Here is an 18,817-nt window from a genome sequence, read left to right on the forward strand (position 1 = left end):
GCCTCAGTGGCGCCGGCCTGAGCGGGAATGCCGGGGCGTCGACGTCCTGGGCGTGCGTGTCCTGGATATAGGGATATGCATCGATATCGGAGTAGGCATCGGCCGCTCCGAGCGGTCCACGATCCGTCCGCAGCGCGCTGTCGAGTCGCGGCTCCGTTCAGACGGCTTCCCGCAGGCGCCCGATGCGGCGGTCGAGGGCCGGGGCCGCACCGGCAGGGTGGTGGAAGGCCATGGCCGAGACTCTTCCGAGCCGGGGGAACGGCATCCGGATGGACACCGGGACCGCACGCGAACGGCACCCGACGGCGCGCACCGTACGGAGTCTGCGCCCGGTGTCCGTCCGCTCAGGAAACGCCCATGGCCCGGCCTTGCTCGGGCGCGGTCGGCCGGGCCGCTGATTTTTTTCGCACCGTGCACGTCGTACGGGCGGCAGGAGCAGCAGGCGGGCGATACGCCGTGCGGGTGAGCGCGACGCGGTGCGTGGCCGACGCGGGGGCGCCAGTACGAGACCGGGGGGGTGAACTACGGCTCCACACCGGACCGGCAGGCAGGGGCGAACCCGGCCGCTGCCGTGCGTAGGTCAAGGAGCGGCCTCGGGGGCCGGGGTGGGCCAGCGGCCTCCGTTGAGCCAGTAGCCCTGGATTTCCTCCAGTTGGCGGCCCTTGGTTTCGGGGGCGGTGACGAAGGCGAAGCCCAGGGCTCCGAGCGCCAGGACGCCGAGGCCCCCGAACGTCCAGGCCGCGCCCACCCAGGCCATCAGGGACGGGAAGAACTGGGCTATCAGGAGATTGGCGACCAGGTCCGCGCTCAGCATCACCGACGCCCCGGTGGACCGCAGCTGGGCGGGGAACGCCTCACTCGCGTAGACCCAGATCAGCGATCCGAAACCGAAGTTGAACGCCGCGGTGAAGAGCAGGACGGCACCGAAACCCACCCAGGTGGCCGAACCGTGCAGATCCCCCATCGCGAAGACGGTGGTCAGGACGGCGAGCATCACGACCACCGTGCCGATGCCGGAGAGCAGCACCAGCCGCCGGCCGAGCCGGTCGATGATGAGGATGGCAAGGACGGTCGCGGCCAGTGAGGCGAGCTCGACGAAGGCCGGCAGCAGGAAGTTCTGGCCGTCGCCGGTGAAGCCCATCTCCTGGAAAATCTGCGGGCTGTAGTACGTCACGGCGTTGATGCCGGTGATCTGGCAGAAGAAGCCGAGGCCGACGACGAAGAGCGTTGCGCGCGCATAGGGCTTGTGCAGCAGCGAACGCGCCGATCCACCCCCCTCCGCGGCGAGCGCGGCGCCCACGGCCGCCACCTCCGCGCGCGGATCGACATCCGGGTCGGTCATCGCCATGACCTCGACGGCTCGCTCCGTCCGGCCTTTGAGGACGTACCAGCGAGGGGTGTCGGGCAGCCGGAGCAGCGGGATCAGCACCAGGGCCGCGGGTATCGCGGAGAGGCCGAGCATCCAGCGCCAGTGGCCGCCACCGGACAGGCCCCAGTTGACGAAGTAGGTGAGTGCGATACCCGCGACAGTGGCCACTTGGTAGGCGGCGACGGAAGCGCCGCGGATGCGCGCAGGGACCGATTCGGCGATGTAGAGCGGCGCGGCGACGATCGAGATGCCGATGGCGACGCCCAGCAGGAAGCGGACGGCGTCGAGCACCACGACATTGGGCGCGAGCGCGGAGAACGCGACGAAGACGGCGTACGAAACGGCGACGATCAGCATCGCGGTCCGGCGGCCGAGGGCGTCGGCGAGCTTGCCGCCGATCAGTGCGCCGACGAGGGAGCCGAACACCAGAATGCTGTTGACCAGCCCTTTTTCGGCGGCGGTGAGGTGGAAGTCCTTGCTGAGGAACACCAGGGCACCCGAGATGCTGCCGGTGTCGTAGCCGTAGATGACGCCGACGACGGCGCCGGTGAGCGCGAACATCCTGCCGGTGCGGTGCGAGGTCCTGGAGGACGGCGGCGGGGGCGTCGCCGGAAGTGTTGCCATGGACATGGGGAGTCCTTCGTGCGGCGTAGCGACCTACTTCATGATTTATCTTGCGAACTCCGGACGCATTTCAAGCATGTGTCAACATCTTCCTCCCCTCGCGGGCAACCATCCATTCAGCTTGTTCAAACCACCCTCCACACTCCCGCGTCGCCCTCCCTCACCTACCCGTTCACCCTCGCGAGGGATGGATTCGAGGCGGAGCCATGCGTACAGTTGATTGCAGAGAAACTAGAAGTTGCAGCTTCAGTCACTCGAACCATTCGGCAGACACAGACCTCGGACATACGCATCACGGGAGGGCGGGTCATGAGCGAGACCTCGTACATGGAGCAGGAACTGCGCAGTCAGCCGGACACCTGGCAAGAGGCGGCGCGGATCGGTGCCGCGACAGGCCCACTGCCCAAGCCTGGTCAGCGCGTCGCCGTCGTCGGCTGCGGCACGTCGTGGTTCATGGCCCAGTCGTACGCGGCACTGCGTGAGGGCGCCGGAATGGGCGTGACGGACCCGTTCGCCGCCTCGGAGGCATTCCTCGGCAGCGGCCGCGGCTATGACGCGGTGGTGGCGATCACCCGCTCGGGCACCACGACCGAGGTGCTGCGCGTCCTGGACGCGGTCAAGGGGCGTATCCCCTCGGTGACGATCATCGGCGACCCCGAGACGCCGGCGGTCGCGCTCTCCGACGAGACGGTCACGCTGCCGTTCGCCGACGAGAAGTCCGTGGTACAGACGCGGTTCGCGACCACGGCGCTGACACTGCTGCGCGCACATCTCGGCGCCGACGTCTCCACAGCGGTACGCGAGGCACGCGAGGCACTGTCCGCGCCGGTCGAACAGGAGTGGGTGGACGCCGAGCAGTTCTCCTTTCTCGGCACGGGGTGGACGTTCGGCCTGGCAAACGAGGCAGCTCTCAAGATGCGGGAAGCCTCACAGAGCTGGACGGAGTCCTACCCCGCGATGGAGTACCGCCACGGACCGATCGCGATAGCCGCGCCCGGCCGGGTGACCTGGCTGTTCGGTACGGCTCCGCAGGGCCTGGAGGCAGATGTGGTGCGGACCGGTGCGCGTTTCGTGTGCCACGCGCGCGATCCGCTGGCCGATCTGGTGCTGGTCCAGCGCGTGGCACTGGAGCGGGCCCGCGCCCGCGGCCTGGACCCGGACAGCCCGCGCAGCCTGACCCGTTCGGTGATGCTCGAAGCACCGGCCGCTCCGTAGAAGGTGCTCCTCCGCCCACGTAAACCCGCCCCGTCCGCAAGGGAGTCCGATTCCCATGCCCCTCGTTCCCGCCTCATCGATCGTCGACGCCGCGCGTGAGGCGCGGGTCGGTGCCGCGGCCTTCAATGTCATCCATCTGGAAACCGCCGAGGCGCTCGTCACCGCCGCCGAGCGCACGGGCACCCCGCTCATCCTCCAGATCAGCGAGAACTGCATCCGCTACCACGGCAGCCTGCTGCCCATCACCCGCGCCACCCTCGCACTGGCCGAGGACTCCACCGCCCACATCGCGGTGCATCTCGACCACATCACCGACGCGGACCTGGTCCACCAGGGAATCGCCGCCGGGGTGGGGTCGGTCATGGTGGACGCTTCCGCACTCCCCTACGCGGAGAACGTCACCACCACCGCCGAACTGACCTCCTGGTGCCACGCTCGCGGCGTCTACGTCGAGGCGGAGCTCGGCAAGGTCGGCGGCAAGGACGGGGTACACGCCCCGGGAGTGCGCACCGACCCGGACGAGGCGCTGGCCTTCGTCCGCGCGACGGGAGTGGACGCGCTGGCCGTGGCCGTCGGCTCCTCGCACGCGATGCACGAGCGCACGGCCGTGCTGGACAAGGACCTGATCGCGGCGTTGCGCGCGGCGCTGCCGGTGCCACTGGTGCTGCACGGTTCCTCCGGTGTACCGGACGACGAACTGCGTCGCGCCATCGCCGCCGGCATGACAAAGATCAACATCTCCACGCATCTGGTCTCCGTCTTCACCCACTCGATACGGGAGATCCTCACCGCGAACCCCGCGCTCGTGGACTCCCGGAAGTACGTCAAGCCGGCCCGGGAGGCCGTGGCCGAGGAGGCGGCGAGACTGCTGGGCGTAGTGACCACTCCGGCGGCCGAACCAGAGCTGTACGCCGCCCAGGCATCGGTCCGGGGGTGAGACGTCAGAGGGGGTACCAGAGCCCGGTTAGGCTCGCGCCATGAAGCGCCATGAACGGATGAACGCACTGCTTGAGCTGCTCGGGGACCGGGGCCGGGTAGAGGTCGAGGAGGCGGCCACCGAGCTGGAGGTTTCGGCCGCCACGATGCGGCGCGACATGGATGCCCTCGCCGAGCAGCAGCTGCTGACCCGCACACGGGGCGGGGCGGTGCTCAGCTCGGTGGCGTACGACCTGCCGATCCGGTACAAGCACGCTCATCGGTCCGAGGAGAAGGAGGCAGTGGCGAGGGCGGCGGCGAAGCTGGTCGGGCGCGGGGACGTGGTCGGTCTGAGCGGTGGCACGACGACCACGGCGATCGCCCGGGTGCTGGCCACCCGCCCCGACTTCGCGGAGGCGGGTCCGCAGCCACATCTGACGATCGTCACCAATTCCCTCAACATCGCCAATGAGCTGGCCGTACGGCCACAGATCAAAATCGTACTGACGGGCGGGGTCGCGCACTCACGGTCATTCGAACTGGTCGGTCCGTTCAGCGAGTTGGTGCTCCAGCAGATCTCCGTCGACATCGCCTTCATCGGGGCCAACGGCATGGACCCGGTGATGGGGGCCACGGTGCACGACGAGGCGGAGGCCCGGGTCAACCGCCTCATGGCCGAGCGTGCCCGGCGCGCCGTGGTCGTCGCGGACTCATCGAAGATCGGCGAGCGCTGCTTCGCCCGGGTCGGCGACGCGGACGTCTTCGACACCTTCATCACAGACGGCGGAGTGAAGGAGACAACCCGCCGCGAATTCTCCGACCGGGGTCTTCGCGTGGTGGCGGCGCGTTTGGCGGAAAGCGACAGTCACGGGTGATGGCCGCCCCTCGGCGACGGCCCCATGGCCGACTGGCCCTGAGGACTGTCGCTGGTTGACCGCCGTGGGTGGCCTCAACGAATAGCGAGCGAGCATCGGCGGAGGCCGCCGGCCGGCCGACGCAGGCAGCCACCGCCGGCCGAGCCTTACTGCCGGCCGACCGGCGGTACTGATGACTGACCGGTACTGGCGACCGGTTGGTACTGGCGGCTGGCCGACGCTGACGGGCGACTGGTGCTGGCGGCTGACGGCTGGCCGACGCTGGCGACCGACTGGTACTGACGGCTGCCCGGTGCTGGTGGCTGACTGGTACTGACGGCTGGGGCTGATCGGCAGAGTCGGCGGTCGCCTCCGGCTCGGCACGGGTGGCCGGCTCCGGCAGGTCGCCATGGAGCGACACCGGCCAGGGGATGGGGAGGGGCGGGGGCGGGGGGGGAGGCCCCCCGGACCCGACATCGCACCTTCCCGGCCCCGCACCCCGCCCGCCCCCGCATCCTGCCGGGGTGCCGACCGCTCTCGCGCCCATGTTGTCGCCCGTACGAGGGCCGTGCGGCTGGCCACGTTGACCGGGCAGGGCCCTCGTCGGACTGCGGTCCTCCTCGGCCGTGCGACGCACCTCCGACCTGGCGGGATGCTTCTTGACCGGACAGTGTGCTTCTTGACCAGGGGGTGTGCTTCTGACCAGGTGCTGTGTTCCTCGATCATGCGCCGCGCCTCTTGGCCAGGCGACGTGCCCTTCGGCCGTGGGCCGCGTCTCTCGACCGGACGGTGCGTTCCTCGGCCAGGCGAATTGTGGTGCCGGGTCGGGCTGGTGGGGCTATTCGACTGCGGGGTGAACGGCGAACCGGACGTGCAGAGCTGCCAGGCCGGTCGCGAATACCGCTTCGCCGAAAACCTCCTCGACCTGCGGCACTGCCTCGTCCGCGCCGCGGTAGGTCGCCGTCCAGCGCACCTCTGCGCCCTCGTCGTGAGATAGGACGGCCAGGGTGGCTTCGTAATCGGTGATGGGCAGGACCGAGTAAAGGAGGGTGTAGCGGTACACCCGCAGAGCGTCGTCCTTGGCGAGCAGGCGTTCACGGGCGGCGACCTCGCCGTCGATGGTGAAGGTCCTTACCGCGCCGGGGGTTTCGGGATCGGCTCCGTCCTCGATGATCGAGGGCGGGACCTGCGGATGCCAGTCGGCAAGGCCGTTGAAGCGGCCGATGACGCGCCAGACCGAGTCGGGGTCTGCGGGGAGCACGGTGGTACGGATGAGGCTGTGCATGGTGTCCCTTGTTGTGGATCGTGTGGCCCCGAACGTCCTGGGCTTCTTGGGGTCCTGGCGGGCCGTTACCAGGTGCCGTCGCCGCACAGGGCGGCGTCGGTGCCGCCGTCGATGAAGACGACCTGGCCGGTGACGTGGATGTTCTCCTGGGACGTCAGCCATGCCGGCAACGGGGCGACTTGCTCGGGGCGGGCGTGGCCGTGCAGCGGCATGGGGACGCTCGCGTCAACGACCTTACGCATCTCGGTGACGCCGAGCATACTCTCGGTCATCGGGGTGACAATCGTGCCGGGTGCGACTCCGTCGAGAGGCATCCCGGCGCCGGCCCAGTCGCTGGTGACGGCCCTGCGGCGGAGCCGGCGGGGTTGGCCCGCTGGGACGAGCCATGGACCGCGTAGTCCTCACCCCGGTCGATGGCGGCCTGAGCAGCGGCAACGGCCGTGCCCCATCGTCGGCAAGCACAGCGTCGACGACGGCCGGGGCAGGCGGGTGCACGGAGACTGCGGAAGGGATCAGGGCGGGTCGCGGGTCGCTGCTCTCAGCAAGTAAGGGGCGTAATCCTTCGAGAGTGGCAACTGCTTCGAAGGAGTTGACCGGGACGAGGGTGGGGTGAAGTGGGGCAGTTCGGTGCAGGCGATCGCGGCGTCGAACCGCTCGCCGGTCAACTCTCCGGCACGGATGATCAGTTCCTTACATCCCAGGGCGAGAAGAGGCCGGCTGAGATGTCGGTGCCTCGACGCCGGTGCCGATCACGGTGTGATGCGTTGACACGTTCCGGTCCCCGACGCGGTGACTCGGACCCCGTCCTGATACAGGAGTTGCAGGGGCTACAGGCATCGCAGAGGCTGCGGGCGCCGCAAGGATCAGAGCGAGCACAGTGAGTTTGGCGGGCACGGCGGGTGCCGTGTGGCGATGTTCACGGGGTCGGCTGCGCAGACCGCAGTAGCCGCAGCGATTCGGTTACTTCGGCTTCTCCCCATAATCCGGTTGCTGGAATGCCGCGCTCACCACGCTCGCCGGACCGAGTGAAGTCTGTTGACCCCATAGATCTCGTAGTTCTCGGAACACTCGTACGTTCTCGGAGATCTGGTCTCCTGCGTAGGCCGGCTCATTGATGAGCTGGTCACACGTCCTGTTGGTGAGCCTCTGACCAGTACGGTGCGCGGCGAGGACATTCGGTACCCAGGCCACGGTCCGGCGGCCTTGCGGATACCGGGCCGGGCCCGACGGCTGGTACGCGTCATGGGCAGTGTTTCGGCGATCTGGATGCGGTGGCTCACTGCCGGGTACGGGCGGGCGTCGGCGTCCCTCGCGGGCATCGCCGTTCATGGGAAGCGCTCGGCGGGGCGCTGGGGTCCGCACGTCTCGTCCAGCCATGGCGTCCCGGCCGAAGGCGAAAAAGGACTGGCCCGAGCCGACGGACGGATCGGCGCCGACACCGGCACCGGCACCGGCACCAGCACCAGCACCAGCACCAGCACCAGCACCAGCACCAGCACCAGCACCAGCACCAGATAGAACGCTCGATGAGGTCTGGGGAGAGAGACGGACATCCGGGACCGTGTGATCTCCGCTGTCGTACGGCCCTTCTTTCTCGGCTGCGCCGTGCAGGGTACGGCCGTGTTTCGTGCCCGCAGCGCGTCCGAGTGCTCGGATGCCGCATCGGCGGTCGTGCGACCGGGGCGTGCGGCGGGCCGGGGCACCGTTCCGTACCGCCGCACGCCCTCGTAGAGCTGTGCCGCTACCGCGCCCCGTAGACCGGCTGTGGTGTCTCGGCGCCGGTGAGGAGTTGGCGGACGGTGGCGCCGGCTTCGGCCGGGGTCCAGCGGGCGCCTTTGTCGCGGGTCGGGCCAGGGCGCCAGCCCTCCATGACGGTGATGCGGCCGGCCTCCGTCTCGAACACCCGGCCCGTGACGCCCTCCGAGGCGGCTGAGCCCAGCCATACCACCAGCGGCGAGACGTTCTCGGGGGCCATGGCGTCGAAGCCACCGGCTTCCGGGGCCGCCATGGTGTCGGCGAAGGTCCGTTCGGTCATCCGGGTGCGAGCGGCCGGGGCGATGGCGTTGACCTGGATGCCGTAGCGGCTCAGCTCGGCCGCGGATACCAGCGTCAGGCCGAGGATTCCGGCTTTGGCCGCGGAGTAGTTTCCCTGTCCGACACTGCCCAGGAGGCCCGCACCAGATGTGGTGTTGACGACTCGGGCCTGCGGCATACGTCCCGCCTTCGCCTCAGCGCGCCAGTGGGCCGCGGCGTGTTTGAGGGGGAGGAAGTGGCCCTTGAGGTGGACTCGCACGACTGCGTCCCACTCGTCCTCCGCCAGGTTGACCAGCATCCGGTCGCGGAGGAAGCCCGCGTTGTTGACGAGGGTGTCGAGACGTCCGTACGTGTCGAGGGCGGTGGCGATGAGCGAGGCGGCGCCCTGGGTCGTCGCGATATCGCCGCCGTGCGCGACGGCTTCGCCACCGGCGGCACGGATCTCCGCGGCCACCTGGTCCGCGGGGCCTTCGCCGCCGCCCGCGCCGTCCAGCCCCACGCCGAGGTCGTTGACCACGACCCGGGCGCCCTCGGCGGCGAAGGCGAGGGCGTGCGCGCGGCCCAGTCCGCGCCCCGCGCCGGTGACGATGGTGACGCGCCCTTCGCAGATCCCGGTCATCTGAGGTCTCCTCTCATTTCTGGTCACTACTTGTCATTTCTTGCTGGTTGTTGTGGGTGCGGCGAGAACGCCAGGCCCCCGAGGCGCCTGGCTCCGGCGGCGTCGCCCGCACCCCCACAGTCACCCACTCCCCACGTCATCGCCCGCACCCCCGCCGTCACCCACTCCTCACCCCATCGCCCGCACCCCCGCCATCGCCCACTCCCCCTCCCCCGCTATCGGCCGTTGACGCATCGAGGAAGGCCGGGCGTTCGCCGCCTCCGTGTACCAGGAGGCTCGCGCCGCTCACGTACCCCGACAGGTCCGAGGCGAGAAACGCGCACGCCTCGCCGACCTCGGCAGGGGCGGCCAGCCGGGCGAGCGGTACGGTGCGGCCGACCGCGGCGATGCCGGCCTCGTCGCCGTAGTGGAGATGGGACAGTTCGGTGCGGACCATGCCGAGGGTGAGGGTGTTGACGCGGATCTTCGGGGCCCATTCGACGGCCATGGAGCGGGCGAGGCTGTCGAGGCCCGCCTTGGCCGCGCCGTAGGCGGCGGTGCCGGGCGAAGGGCGGATACCGCTGACGCTGCCGATCATGATGATCGAGCCGCCGGATTCCTGATCCGCCATCACCGCGCGGGCGGCGAGGGACGCGGTCAGCGGGGTGATCAGGTTCAACTCCACCACTCGCGCGGCGTGTTGGGGGGAAGAGTCGGCGAGCAGGCGGTACGGCGTGCCGCCGGCGTTGTTGACGAGGACGTCGAGCCGTCCGTATTCGGCGCGTACGCGGCGGAAGAAGGCGGCGACCGCATCGGCGTCGCGCAGGTCCAGTTCGACGTATCGCGCCGTCCGCCCCGCCGCCTCCGGCGTCCGGTCGGGGGGTCTGCGGGCACAGGCGATAACCTGCGCCCCGGCGTCGAGCAGGGCCGTACTGATCCCCGCGCCGACGCCGCGGGTACCGCCGGTGACGACCGCGACCCGGCCCGACAGATCGATGGTGAGCGCCATGGGGGACCTCCCGCAGCGCGCGGTGCGCTGCTACCTTCTCATCAACAGCACCTAACAAATGTTTGGTGGAAAGGTAGCTGATCCGCTCATGGGTGTCTCCACCTCTCACCCCGCCCCGCCCTCGGGTGATGGCGGCATCGCGCTCGTCACGGTCGACTTTCCGCCGGTCAACGCCCTTCCCGTACAGGGCTGGTACGACCTGGCGGAGGCGGTGCGGGCGGCCGGTCTGGACCCGGGGGTGCGGTGTGTGGTGCTCGCCTCGGCCGGGCGCGGGTTCAATGCCGGAGTCGACATCAAGGAGATGCAGCGGACGGCGGGGCACACGGCGCTGATCGGCGCCAACCGCGGTTGCTACGCGGCGTTCGCGGCGGTCTACGACTGCGAAGTACCGGTCGTCGCGGCCGTGCAGGGCTTCTGCCTGGGCGGCGGCATCGGGCTGGTCGGCAACGCGGACGCGATCGTGGCGAGCGACGACGCGACGTTCGGGCTGCCCGAGCTGGACCGCGGTGCGCTGGGCGCGGCCACCCATCTCGCCCGGCTCGTACCGCCCCATCTGATGCGCACGCTGTACTACACCTCGCGTACGGTCACCGCCCGCGAGCTCCACCGGCACGGTTCCGTCTGGGAGGTGGTACCGCGCGAGCGGGTGCTGGAGGCGGCGCTGGCGCTGGCAGGCGAGATCGCCGCGAAGGACGGGTACTTGATCCGCCTTGCCAAGGCTTCCATCAACGGCATCGATCCGGTCGATGTGCGTCGCAGCTACCGCTTCGAGCAGGGCTTCACCTTCGAGGCGAACCTCAGCGGTATCGCCGACCGGCATCGCGATGCCTTTGCCGGCGCAGCGGCGGAGGAAAAACCGGTGGCAGGCGACCCGGTGGCGCACCAGGAGCCCGGGGAAACCGGGGAGCCCGGGAAATCGCGGGAATCCCGGGAGTCGCGTGAGGCGACGGATCCGGGGGAGCGCCGGGAGTCGGAGCAGCTCCCGCGGCCAAGAGGCCCGGCAGCAGCTGCCCCCGCGCCCCCGGGCGGCGTGCGAGGGCACCACGCGAAGAGTTGACCGGCACAGCGGGACGGGGCGAAGGGGCAGAGTTGAGCGACAAGACGATGAGCGCCGACGAGGCCGTGGGGCGGCTGACGAGCGGGATGACGATCGGGATCGGCGGCTGGGGCTCGCGCCGCAAGCCGATGGCGCTGGTGCGCGCTCTGCTGCGGTCCGAGCTGACCGATCTGACCGTCGTGGCGTACGGCGGGCCGGATGTGGGGCTGCTGGCCGCCGCGGGACGGATCCGGCGTCTGATCGCGCCGTTCGCCACGCTCGATTCGATCCCCCTCGAACCGCACTTCCGCGCCGCCCGCCAGAGCGGCACCCTCGAACTGACCGAGCTGGACGAGGCGATGTTCATGTGGGGACTGACCGCCGCCGGCCAGCGGCTGCCGTTCCTGCCGGTCCGCGCCGGTCTCGGCTCCGATGTGATGCGGGTCAACCCGCAGCTGCGGACGGTGACTTCGCCGTACGAGGACGGTGAGGAGCTGGTCGCCGTCCCCGCGCTGCGGCTGGATGCCGCGCTGGTGCATCTGCACCGTGCGGACGCCCAGGGCAACGGGCAGTATCTGGGCCCCGATCCGTACTTCGACGATCTCTTCTGCGAGGCCGCGGACGCCGCGTATCTGTCCTGTGAACAGATCGTGGACGGTGCCGAGTTGAGGTCGGCGGGCGGGCCGCAGACGCTGCTGGTCAAGCGGCCGTTCGTCACCGGGGTCGTGGCGGCCCCGAACGGTGCGCACTTCACCTCCTGCGACCCGGATTACGGCCGGGACGAGGCGTTCCAGCGGGCGTACGCGTCGGCGGCCGCGGACCCGGAGGAATGGGCGGCGTTCGTCAAACGGTTCCTCTCCGGCGACGAGCGGGACTACCAGGCCGCGGTCGCCGCCTTCCACGAGCGGGAGAGCCGGGAGAGCCGGGAGAGCGAGAAGGGTACGGAGGAGAAGCGTGCGAAGGGGGTCGGCGCATGAGTGCCGCGTCAGCAGCCCCGGGCTCCCCCTCGACTCCCGGTTCCCCTTCGACTCCTGCTTCCCCTTCGACTCCTGCTTCCCCTTCGACTCCTGCTTCCCCCTCAGCCCCCTCGTCCTCCGTCACTCCTTCAGCCCGCGCCGTCCCTCCCCCTTCTCCTTCTCCTTCCCCTCCCCCTTCCGCTCCCGTCACCCCGGCGCCCCCCATCGCCCCGGCAACCCGTGCCGAATACGCCGTACTGGCCTGCGCCGAGGTGTGGCGCGGCGCGGGTGAGATTCTCGCCAGCCCTATGGGAACCGTGCCCTCGATCGGCGCGCGGCTGGCCCGGCTGACCTTCTCCCCCGAACTGCTGCTCACCGACGGCGAGGCGTTGCTGATCGGCGACACCCCGGCGATCGGTGCCCGGTCCGAGGTGACCGAGGGCTGGCTGCCCTACCGTCAGCATCTGGCGCTGGTCGCCACCGGCCGCCGGCACGTCATGATGGGCGCGAGCCAGGTCGACCGCTTCGGCAATCAGAACATCTCCTGTATCGGCGACTGGTCCCGGCCGGCCAGGCAGCTCCTCGGGGTGCGCGGTGCGCCCGCCAACACCCTGAACAATCCGACGAGTTACTGGATTCCGCGGCATTCCCCCCGGACCTTCGTCGAGCGGGTCGACATGGTCTGCGGAGTCGGCTACGACCGGGCCGCCGCGGCCGGGCCGTCCGCGACCCGCTTCCACCGCCTCCCCGACGTCGTCAGCGACCTGGGTGTGTTCGACTTCGCGACGCCGGACCGTACGATGCGGCTGCGTTCGCTGCACCCCGGTGTGACCGTGGAGCAGGTCCGGCAGGCCACCGGTTTCGAGCTGGTGGTGCCCGCGCGGGTGCCGTTCACCCGGGAGCCGACCGCGGCGGAGCTGCGGCTGATCCGCGAGGTGATCGACCCCCGGGGGCTGCGCGACCGCGAGGTACGTACATGACCGCCGGCCTTGAGCGCGGCGCGCCGCCGCCCGCCCCGCCCCCGCCTCTCCGGACCGCGCTGACCGAACTGGTCGGCGTACGGCACCCCGTCGTCCAGACCGGGATGGGGTGGGTGGCCGGGCCGCGGCTGGTGTCCGCCACCGCGAACGCCGGGGCGCTGGGGATTCTGGCCTCCGCCACGATGACGGTCCGGGAACTGCGGGCGGCGGTCCGCGAGGTGCGGTCCCGTACGGACGCGCCGTTCGGTGTCAATCTGCGTGCGGACGCGGGCGATGCCGGGGAACGGGTGCGGGTCGTCATCGAGGAGGGCGTACGGGTCGCCTCGTTCGCGCTGGCCCCCTCCCGGGAGCTGATCGCGCGCCTCAAGGACGCGGGTGTCGTCGTGATCCCGTCGATCGGGGCGCGACGGCATGCGGAGAAGGTGGCGGCGTGGGGTGCCGACGCCGTGCTCGTCCAAGGGGGCGAGGGTGGCGGGCACACCGGTGAGGTGGCGACGAGCGTGCTGCTGCCGCAGGTCGTGGACGCGGTCGGCATCCCCGTCATCGCGGCGGGCGGTTTCCGCGACGGGCGGGGCCTGGTGGCCGCGCTCGCCTTCGGCGCGTCCGGGGTCGCCATGGGCACCCGTTTCCTGCTGACCTCGGACAGCACCGTCCCCGACGCGGTCAAGGAGCGCTATCTCGCGGCGTCGGTCAAGGACATCACCGTCACGACGAAGGTCGACGGGCTGCCGCACCGGATGCTGCGCACGGATCTCGTCGACGCGCTGGAGCGGAGCGGGCGGCCGGCGGCGCTGCTACGGGCCGTACGGCACGCGGCGGCGTTCCGCAAACGGTCCGGGATGCGCTGGGCGGAGATGATCCGCGACGGTCTGGCCATGAAGCACGGCAAGGAGCTGAGCTGGAGTCAGCTGTTGCTGGCCGCCAATACGCCGATGATGCTGCGGGCCGCGATGGTCGAGGGGCGGCCGGATCTGGGCGTGATGGCCTCGGGCCAGATAGCCGGACTGATCGAGGACCTGCCGTCCTGCGCGGAACTGGTGGACCGCATCATGACGGAGACGTATGAGACCTTGGCCCGTCTTCCCCGCCCCCCGGGCCACACCGGCGGCTCCGGCCACTCCGGCCTCCCGCGCCCACCGGGTCCATCGGGTCCATCGGGTCCATCGGGTCCATCGGGTCCGCCGGGACCACGCCCCCCGCACAGCTGACCTGGGCGTTCCCATGACCCTGCACCACCCTTTGGCCCGCTCCGCTCCCCCTCCCCACGGCCCGTGCGGTACCCCGGGCTGATTTTCTCCCCGGACACGGGGACAATGGGCGACGGAGAACGGACGCGCGAAGGCGGCCGGGGCGTCCTTCCCGGGATCACCGTCCCGATCCGGCCCACCCGAGATGACCGGCCTGAGACCACCAGCCCGAGACGACCAGCCTGAGATGACCTTCCTGGGATCGCCTTCGCAGGAGTTCTCCTCGGGGAGGAGAGATGACGTGCGGAAGATCATCGCCATGGTGCTGGCGGTCGTGGCCTGCGGCGCTTCGCTGACGCTGACCACGGCCTCGGACGCGGTCGCCGCCGGGCGGTCACCGCAGTGCGTCAAGGTTCGGAAGTTCTTCAACAGGGGTCACCAGCGCTATGTCCGGCTGACGAACCTGTGCGCCGGGCGCGCCGCGTGCTACGTCATCGTCCTTCCGCACCGTCCGGACCCGCACGGCCGCCTCGCCAAGGGCGCGACGCGGGACATCCGTTACGGCACGACGCAGGCGCCGCGCGCCCTGTACGTGAAGAACACGCGGTGTTGAGCTGACGGGCCGGAGCTGCCGGGCCGGGAGGCCGGAACGCCGGGTCCAAAGGCCGGGGCTCAGAGCCGTTCGATGATGGTGACGTTGGCCTGGCCGCCGCCCTCGCACATGGTCTGAAGGCCGTAGCGGCCGCCCGTGCGCTCCAGTTCGTGGAGGAGGGTCGTCATCAGCTTGGTGCCCGTCGCGCCGAGGGGGTGGCCCAAAGCGATGGCGCCGCCGTTGACGTTGACCTTGCCGGGGTCGGCGCCGGTTTCCTTGAGCCAGGCGAGGACCACGGACGCGAACGCCTCGTTGATCTCGACCAGATCGATCGCGTCGAGGGTCAGGCCGGTCTTCTTCAGCGCGTGGGCGGTGGCCGGGATGGGTGCGGTGAGCATCCGGATCGGGTCCTCACCGCGTACCGACAGGTGGTGGATGCGGGCGCGCGGGGTGAGCCCGTGGTCGCGTACGGCACGTTCGCTCGCGAGCAGCATCGCGGCGGCCCCGTCGGAGACCTGGGAGGAGACCCCGGCGGTCAGCCGGCCGCCCTCGACCACCGGTTTGAGGCCCGCCATCTTCTCCAGGGAGGTGTCGCGCCGTGGCCCTTCGTCCACCTCGACGGCCCCGTACGGCACGATTTCGCGGGTGAAACGGCCCTCGTCGATGGCGCGGACCGCGCGCTGATGTGAGCGCAGCGCGAACTCCTCCATATCGCGGCGCGAGATGCCCCATTTCTCGGCGATCAGTTCGGCACCGTGGAACTGGTTCACCGGCCGGTCGCCGTACCGGGCGCGCCAGCCCCGGCTGCCCGCGAACGGGCCTTCGGTGAGGCCGAGCGGTGCCGCGGCCTGGCGGCTGGCGAAGGCGATCGGGATCATCGACATGTTCTGGGTACCGCCCGCGACGACCAGGTCCTGGGTGCCGGAGAGCACGCCCTGCGCCGCGAAGTGCACGGCCTGCTGCGAGGAGCCGCACTGCCGGTCGACGGTGACGCCCGGCACCGCTTCGGGGAGCCCGGCCGCCAGCCAGGCGGTGCGGGCGATATCGCCGGCCTGGGGGCCGACCGTGTCCAGGCAGCCGAAGACGACGTCCTCGACGGCGGCCGGGTCCACGTCCGTGCGGGCCATCAGCGCCTTGAGGACGTGCGCGCCGAGGTCGGCGGGGTGCACGGCGGCGAGTCCGCCGTTGCGTTTGCCGACCGGAGTGCGCAGGGCGTCGATGAGGTACGCCTCGCGTGGCGCGTAGCGCGCGGTGTACTCGGCTGACTCGTGTGGCGTGGCCATGTCGACTCCCTGGATGGTGGGTCTCGGGGCCCTGAGGTCTCGGGTTCCTGTGGGCGGTGACCCTCGGTGGTCGTGGTCGGTGGTCGGTCCTCGGTGGTGAGTAATCGGTGTCCGGTGGTCAGTGGTCAGTCCCGGCGGGCGATGCCGTCCAGCACCATCGAGAGGTACTGGCGGGCGATCTCCTCGGGGCTGTGGTGTCCGTCCGGCCGGTACCAGCTCGCCGCGACCCAGACGGTGTCGCGGACGAAGCGGTAGGTGAGCCGGATGTCGAGGTCGGCGCGGAACGCTCCGTCGGCCACGCCCCGCTCCAGCGTGCCCAGCCATGCCTTCTCGAACTTCTGCTGGGATTCGGTGAGATAGCCGAAGCGGGGCTGGGCGGCGAGGTGCCTGGACTCCTTCTGGTAGATGGCGACCGCGGCACGGTGCCGGTCGATCTCCCGGAACGACTCGGTGACCAGGGCTTCGATGGTCTCCCTGGGGCCGAGGCCGGCCGCGAGCACGGCGTCGTAGCCGTCCCACAGCTCGGTCAGGAAGGTGGACAGGATCTCGTCCACCATCGATTCCTTGGAGTCGAAGTGGTAGTAGAGGCTGCCCGCGAGCATCCCGGCCTCGTCCGCGATACGGCGGACGGTGGTGGCGTTGTACCCCTGCGCGGCGAACACCTCCGCCGCGGTGTTCAGCAGCTCGCGGCGGCGCTCCGGGGTCGCGCTCACGGTCGTCTTCTTCTTTGCGGTCGGCACCTGCCCATTGTCGCTCCCCGTATCGGACCTGTTCACAGGCGTGCGCCCGCCCCGGCTCCGGGCGGGTGTCAGGCGTGCTGGCTGCTGACCGGGACGATCTCGCCGGTCATGTACGAGGAGTAGTCGCTGGCGAGGAAGACGATGACGTTGGCGACCTCCCAGGGCTCGGCGTAGCGTCCGAACGCCTCCCGGGAGGTGAGTTCGTCGAGCAGTTCCCCGGTGGTGACCTTGGCGAGGTGCGGGTGCATCGCCAGGCTCGGCGAGACGGCGTTGACCCGGACCCCGTAGGCGGCCGCTTCGGCCGCGGCGCAGCGGGTCAGCGCCATCACGCCGGCTTTGGCGGCGGCGTAGTGGGCCTGGCCGCGCTGCGCGCGCCAGCCGACGACCGAGGCGTTGTTGACGATCACGCCGCCCCCGGCCGCGGCGCGCATCCGGCGCAGGGCGGCCCGGGTGCAGCGGAAGGTGCCGTTGAGGGTGACGTCGAGGACCTTGTCCCACTGGTCGTCGGTCATCTCGACGAGATCGGCGGTGCCGCCGAGACCGGCGTTGTTGATGACGATGTCCAGTCGGCCGTGCCGCTGCTGCGCGAGGTCGAAGAGCGCGTTGACCTGCGCTTCGTCGGTGACGTCGCAGGGCAGGGCGGCGACCCGCCGGGCGCCGAACTCCGCGGCGAGCCGGTCCTCGGATTCTTTGAGGCGGCGCGCGTGGGCATCGGAGAGGACGACATCCGCGCCCTCCTCCAGGAGCTTGCGGACGGTGGCGCCCCCGATGCCGGCGCCCGCGGCGGCGGTGACGACGGCCGTCCGGCCGGTCAGCAGGCCGTGCCCGGGAACGTAGGAAGGCTTCTCGGTCGTCATGGCCGTACGCTAACCTACCAAACACTTGTTAGGGAACGGTTGTCAGGGAACGCTCGTCGGGAAATTGCGCGCCATCAAGGGCATCGAGAGGGAGGCTGCGCGTCGATGGATCTCGGACACACCCCGGAGGACGAGGAGTTCCGGTACGCGGCACGGTCCTGGCTCGCCGCCCGGGTGCCCGGCACGCCCCTGCCGTCGCTGGAGACCGCCGAGGGTTTCGCCGCCCACCGGGAGTGGGAACGCATCCTGGCCGCGGACCGCTGGTCGGTGGTCTCCTGGCCCGAGGAGTACGGCGGCCGGGGCGCGTCCCTCGCGCGCTGGCTGATCTTCGAGGAGGAGTACTACGCCGCGCAGGCACCCGGCCGGGTCAGCCAGAACGGCATCAGTCTCCTCGCCCCGACCCTCTTCGCGCACGGCTCCCCCGCCCAGCTCGCCCGCGTGCTCCCGCCGATGGCCGGCGGCGAAGTGATCTGGGCACAAGCCTGGTCGGAGCCGGAGGCCGGTTCCGACCTCGCCGCGCTGCGCTCGGTGGCCGTACGGACGGCGGGCGGCTGGCTGCTCAGCGGGCAGAAGACCTGGTCGTCGCGGGCGGCCTTCGCGGACCGCGCGTTCGGCCTGTTCCGCAGCCATCCGGACGCGGACCGGCCGCACCGCGGGCTGACCTACCTGATGTTCGATCTCGCCGCGCCGGGCGTGACCGTACGGCCGATCGGGCGGCTGGACGGCAAGCCGGCCTTCGCCGAACTCTTCCTCGACGAGGTCTTCGTCCCCGACGAGGACGTGATCGGCGAGCCGGGCCAGGGGTGGCGGGTCGCGATGAGCACGGCGGGCAACGAGCGCGGGCTCACACTGCGCAGCCCCGGCCGTTTCACGGCGTCCGCCGACCGCCTTGTCGCGCTGTGGCGGCGGCGTGCCGATCCGGCCGATACGGCACTGCGCGACCGGGTCGCCGACGCGGTGATCGGCGCCCGTGCCTACCATCTCTTCGCCCGCGCCGGCGCCGCCCGGCTCGCCACGGGCGACGACCTGGGTGCCGGGTCCAGCCTGAACAAGATCTTCTGGTCCGAACTCGACATCGCCCTGCACGAGACCGCGCTCGACCTCCTCGGCGCCGCGGGTGAACTCGCCGACAGTGCCGACGAGGCGCCGGAGCACGGCAGTTGGGCGGCGGGCTGGACCTTCGCCCTGGCCGGTCCGATCTACGCGGGCACCAATGAGATCCAGCGCGACATCATCGCCGAGCGGCTGCTCGGACTGCCCAGGGGGCGGCGGTGAACGGCGGC

17 protein-coding genes and 1 pseudogene are annotated in these 18,817 nt (G+C 70.7%); 9 read left to right on the forward strand and 9 right to left on the reverse strand.

What is annotated here, in order from left to right:
• Nucleotides 1–580: 580 nt before the first annotated feature.
• The gene (locus ACLJWH_RS13665; protein WP_411141922.1) at nt 581–1,999 is read right to left on the reverse strand and encodes a sugar porter family MFS transporter; all 1,419 of its coding nucleotides are present in this window, start codon (nt 1,997–1,999) and stop codon (nt 581–583) included.
• A 303-nt stretch (nt 2,000–2,302) separates the two neighbouring features.
• On the opposite strand from ACLJWH_RS13665, the gene ACLJWH_RS13670 reads away from it, so the two are divergent.
• The 3 genes from ACLJWH_RS13670 to ACLJWH_RS13680 are packed head-to-tail and all read left to right on the forward strand — an operon-like array spanning nt 2,303 to nt 4,998.
• Nucleotides 2,303–3,208, forward strand: coding sequence for an SIS domain-containing protein (locus ACLJWH_RS13670; protein WP_411141923.1), 906 nt, complete (start codon nt 2,303–2,305; stop codon nt 3,206–3,208).
• A gap of 55 nt (nt 3,209–3,263) precedes the next feature.
• The gene (locus ACLJWH_RS13675; protein WP_411141924.1) at nt 3,264–4,145 is read left to right on the forward strand and encodes a class II fructose-bisphosphate aldolase; all 882 of its coding nucleotides are present in this window, start codon (nt 3,264–3,266) and stop codon (nt 4,143–4,145) included.
• A gap of 40 nt (nt 4,146–4,185) precedes the next feature.
• On the forward strand, nt 4,186–4,998 hold the full coding sequence (locus ACLJWH_RS13680; protein WP_411141925.1) for a DeoR/GlpR family DNA-binding transcription regulator: 813 nt from the start codon (nt 4,186–4,188) through the stop codon (nt 4,996–4,998).
• An 817-nt stretch (nt 4,999–5,815) separates the two neighbouring features.
• Here the strand turns inward: ACLJWH_RS13680 and ACLJWH_RS13685 are convergent.
• From ACLJWH_RS13685 to ACLJWH_RS13705, 5 genes are all read right to left on the reverse strand, one after another.
• Nucleotides 5,816–6,262, reverse strand: a complete 447-nt coding sequence (locus ACLJWH_RS13685) for an SRPBCC family protein (RefSeq protein WP_411141926.1) — start codon at nt 6,260–6,262, stop codon at nt 5,816–5,818.
• Between the two features lie 65 nt (nt 6,263–6,327).
• On the reverse strand, nt 6,328–6,576 hold the full coding sequence (locus ACLJWH_RS13690; RefSeq protein WP_411141927.1) for an SDR family oxidoreductase: 249 nt from the start codon (nt 6,574–6,576) through the stop codon (nt 6,328–6,330).
• 1,011 nt (nt 6,577–7,587) lie between these two features.
• The gene (locus ACLJWH_RS13695; protein ID WP_411141928.1) at nt 7,588–7,815 is read right to left on the reverse strand and encodes a hypothetical protein; all 228 of its coding nucleotides are present in this window, start codon (nt 7,813–7,815) and stop codon (nt 7,588–7,590) included.
• 188 nt (nt 7,816–8,003) lie between these two features.
• Nucleotides 8,004–8,915, reverse strand: a complete 912-nt coding sequence (locus ACLJWH_RS13700; protein WP_411141929.1) for an SDR family oxidoreductase — start codon at nt 8,913–8,915, stop codon at nt 8,004–8,006.
• A gap of 157 nt (nt 8,916–9,072) precedes the next feature.
• The gene (locus ACLJWH_RS13705) at nt 9,073–9,903 is read right to left on the reverse strand and encodes an SDR family oxidoreductase (protein WP_411141930.1); all 831 of its coding nucleotides are present in this window, start codon (nt 9,901–9,903) and stop codon (nt 9,073–9,075) included.
• An 88-nt stretch (nt 9,904–9,991) separates the two neighbouring features.
• Here ACLJWH_RS13705 and ACLJWH_RS13710 point away from each other — a divergent pair.
• The 5 genes and pseudogenes from ACLJWH_RS13710 to ACLJWH_RS13730 form a co-directional block, all read left to right on the forward strand.
• Nucleotides 9,992–10,756, forward strand: a pseudogene (locus tag ACLJWH_RS13710) (enoyl-CoA hydratase family protein); the annotation flags it as partial.
• Nucleotides 10,757–10,992: 236 nt separating this feature from the next.
• Nucleotides 10,993–11,916, forward strand: a complete 924-nt coding sequence (locus ACLJWH_RS13715; RefSeq protein WP_411141931.1) for a CoA transferase subunit A — start codon at nt 10,993–10,995, stop codon at nt 11,914–11,916.
• Between the two features lie 287 nt (nt 11,917–12,203).
• On the forward strand, nt 12,204–12,875 hold the full coding sequence (locus ACLJWH_RS13720) for a CoA-transferase subunit beta (RefSeq protein ID WP_411141932.1): 672 nt from the start codon (nt 12,204–12,206) through the stop codon (nt 12,873–12,875).
• Nucleotides 12,872–14,083 (forward strand): NAD(P)H-dependent flavin oxidoreductase, encoded by a 1,212-nt coding sequence (locus ACLJWH_RS13725; RefSeq protein WP_411141933.1) that lies wholly within the window; start codon nt 12,872–12,874, stop codon nt 14,081–14,083. The genes ACLJWH_RS13720 and ACLJWH_RS13725 overlap by 4 nt, the downstream gene beginning before the upstream one ends.
• A 280-nt stretch (nt 14,084–14,363) precedes the next feature.
• Complete coding sequence (locus tag ACLJWH_RS13730; RefSeq protein ID WP_411141934.1) at nt 14,364–14,675, forward strand: hypothetical protein; 312 nt, start codon at nt 14,364–14,366, stop codon at nt 14,673–14,675.
• A 59-nt stretch (nt 14,676–14,734) separates the two neighbouring features.
• On the opposite strand, the gene ACLJWH_RS13735 is transcribed toward ACLJWH_RS13730, so the two are convergent.
• The 3 genes from ACLJWH_RS13735 to ACLJWH_RS13745 all read right to left on the reverse strand — a co-directional run bounded on the left by ACLJWH_RS13735 (nt 14,735) and on the right by ACLJWH_RS13745 (nt 17,534).
• Nucleotides 14,735–15,937, reverse strand: coding sequence for an acetyl-CoA C-acetyltransferase (locus ACLJWH_RS13735; RefSeq protein WP_411141935.1), 1,203 nt, complete (start codon nt 15,935–15,937; stop codon nt 14,735–14,737).
• Nucleotides 15,938–16,062: 125 nt separating this feature from the next.
• On the reverse strand, nt 16,063–16,677 hold the full coding sequence (locus ACLJWH_RS13740; RefSeq protein ID WP_367436547.1) for a TetR/AcrR family transcriptional regulator: 615 nt from the start codon (nt 16,675–16,677) through the stop codon (nt 16,063–16,065).
• A 68-nt stretch (nt 16,678–16,745) separates the two neighbouring features.
• On the reverse strand, nt 16,746–17,534 hold the full coding sequence (locus ACLJWH_RS13745; RefSeq protein WP_411141936.1) for an SDR family oxidoreductase: 789 nt from the start codon (nt 17,532–17,534) through the stop codon (nt 16,746–16,748).
• Nucleotides 17,535–17,639: 105 nt separating this feature from the next.
• Here ACLJWH_RS13745 and ACLJWH_RS13750 point away from each other — a divergent pair, with 105 nt between their 5' ends.
• Nucleotides 17,640–18,809, forward strand: a complete 1,170-nt coding sequence (locus tag ACLJWH_RS13750; protein ID WP_411141937.1) for an acyl-CoA dehydrogenase family protein — start codon at nt 17,640–17,642, stop codon at nt 18,807–18,809.
• The last annotated feature ends 8 nt before the right edge of the window (nt 18,810–18,817 follow it).

Source organism: Streptomyces sp. x-80 (assembly GCF_046549095.1).
GTDB classification, from domain to species: Bacteria; Actinomycetota; Actinomycetes; order Streptomycetales; family Streptomycetaceae; genus Streptomyces; species Streptomyces celluloflavus.

Bases quoted from the DNA above. Each gene is read 5' to 3' on its own strand.
- ACLJWH_RS13665 (WP_411141922.1), bottom strand. From the start codon at position 1,999: ATGTCCATGGCAACACTTCCGGCGACGCCCCCGCCGCCGTCCTCCAGG.
- ACLJWH_RS13670 (WP_411141923.1), top strand. From the start codon at position 2,303: ATGAGCGAGACCTCGTACATGGAGCAGGAACTGCGCAGTCAGCCGGAC.
- ACLJWH_RS13675 (WP_411141924.1), top strand. From the start codon at position 3,264: ATGCCCCTCGTTCCCGCCTCATCGATCGTCGACGCCGCGCGTGAGGCG.
- ACLJWH_RS13680 (WP_411141925.1), top strand. From the start codon at position 4,186: ATGAAGCGCCATGAACGGATGAACGCACTGCTTGAGCTGCTCGGGGAC.
- ACLJWH_RS13685 (WP_411141926.1), bottom strand. From the start codon at position 6,262: ATGCACAGCCTCATCCGTACCACCGTGCTCCCCGCAGACCCCGACTCG.
- ACLJWH_RS13690 (WP_411141927.1), bottom strand. From the start codon at position 6,576: ATGCCTCTCGACGGAGTCGCACCCGGCACGATTGTCACCCCGATGACC.
- ACLJWH_RS13695 (WP_411141928.1), bottom strand. From the start codon at position 7,815: ATGTCCGTCTCTCTCCCCAGACCTCATCGAGCGTTCTATCTGGTGCTG.
- ACLJWH_RS13700 (WP_411141929.1), bottom strand. From the start codon at position 8,915: ATGACCGGGATCTGCGAAGGGCGCGTCACCATCGTCACCGGCGCGGGG.
- ACLJWH_RS13705 (WP_411141930.1), bottom strand. From the start codon at position 9,903: ATGGCGCTCACCATCGATCTGTCGGGCCGGGTCGCGGTCGTCACCGGC.
- ACLJWH_RS13720 (WP_411141932.1), top strand. From the start codon at position 12,204: ATGGGAACCGTGCCCTCGATCGGCGCGCGGCTGGCCCGGCTGACCTTC.
- ACLJWH_RS13725 (WP_411141933.1), top strand. From the start codon at position 12,872: ATGACCGCCGGCCTTGAGCGCGGCGCGCCGCCGCCCGCCCCGCCCCCG.
- ACLJWH_RS13735 (WP_411141935.1), bottom strand. From the start codon at position 15,937: ATGGCCACGCCACACGAGTCAGCCGAGTACACCGCGCGCTACGCGCCA.
- ACLJWH_RS13745 (WP_411141936.1), bottom strand. From the start codon at position 17,534: ATGACGACCGAGAAGCCTTCCTACGTTCCCGGGCACGGCCTGCTGACC.
- ACLJWH_RS13750 (WP_411141937.1), top strand. From the start codon at position 17,640: ATGGATCTCGGACACACCCCGGAGGACGAGGAGTTCCGGTACGCGGCA.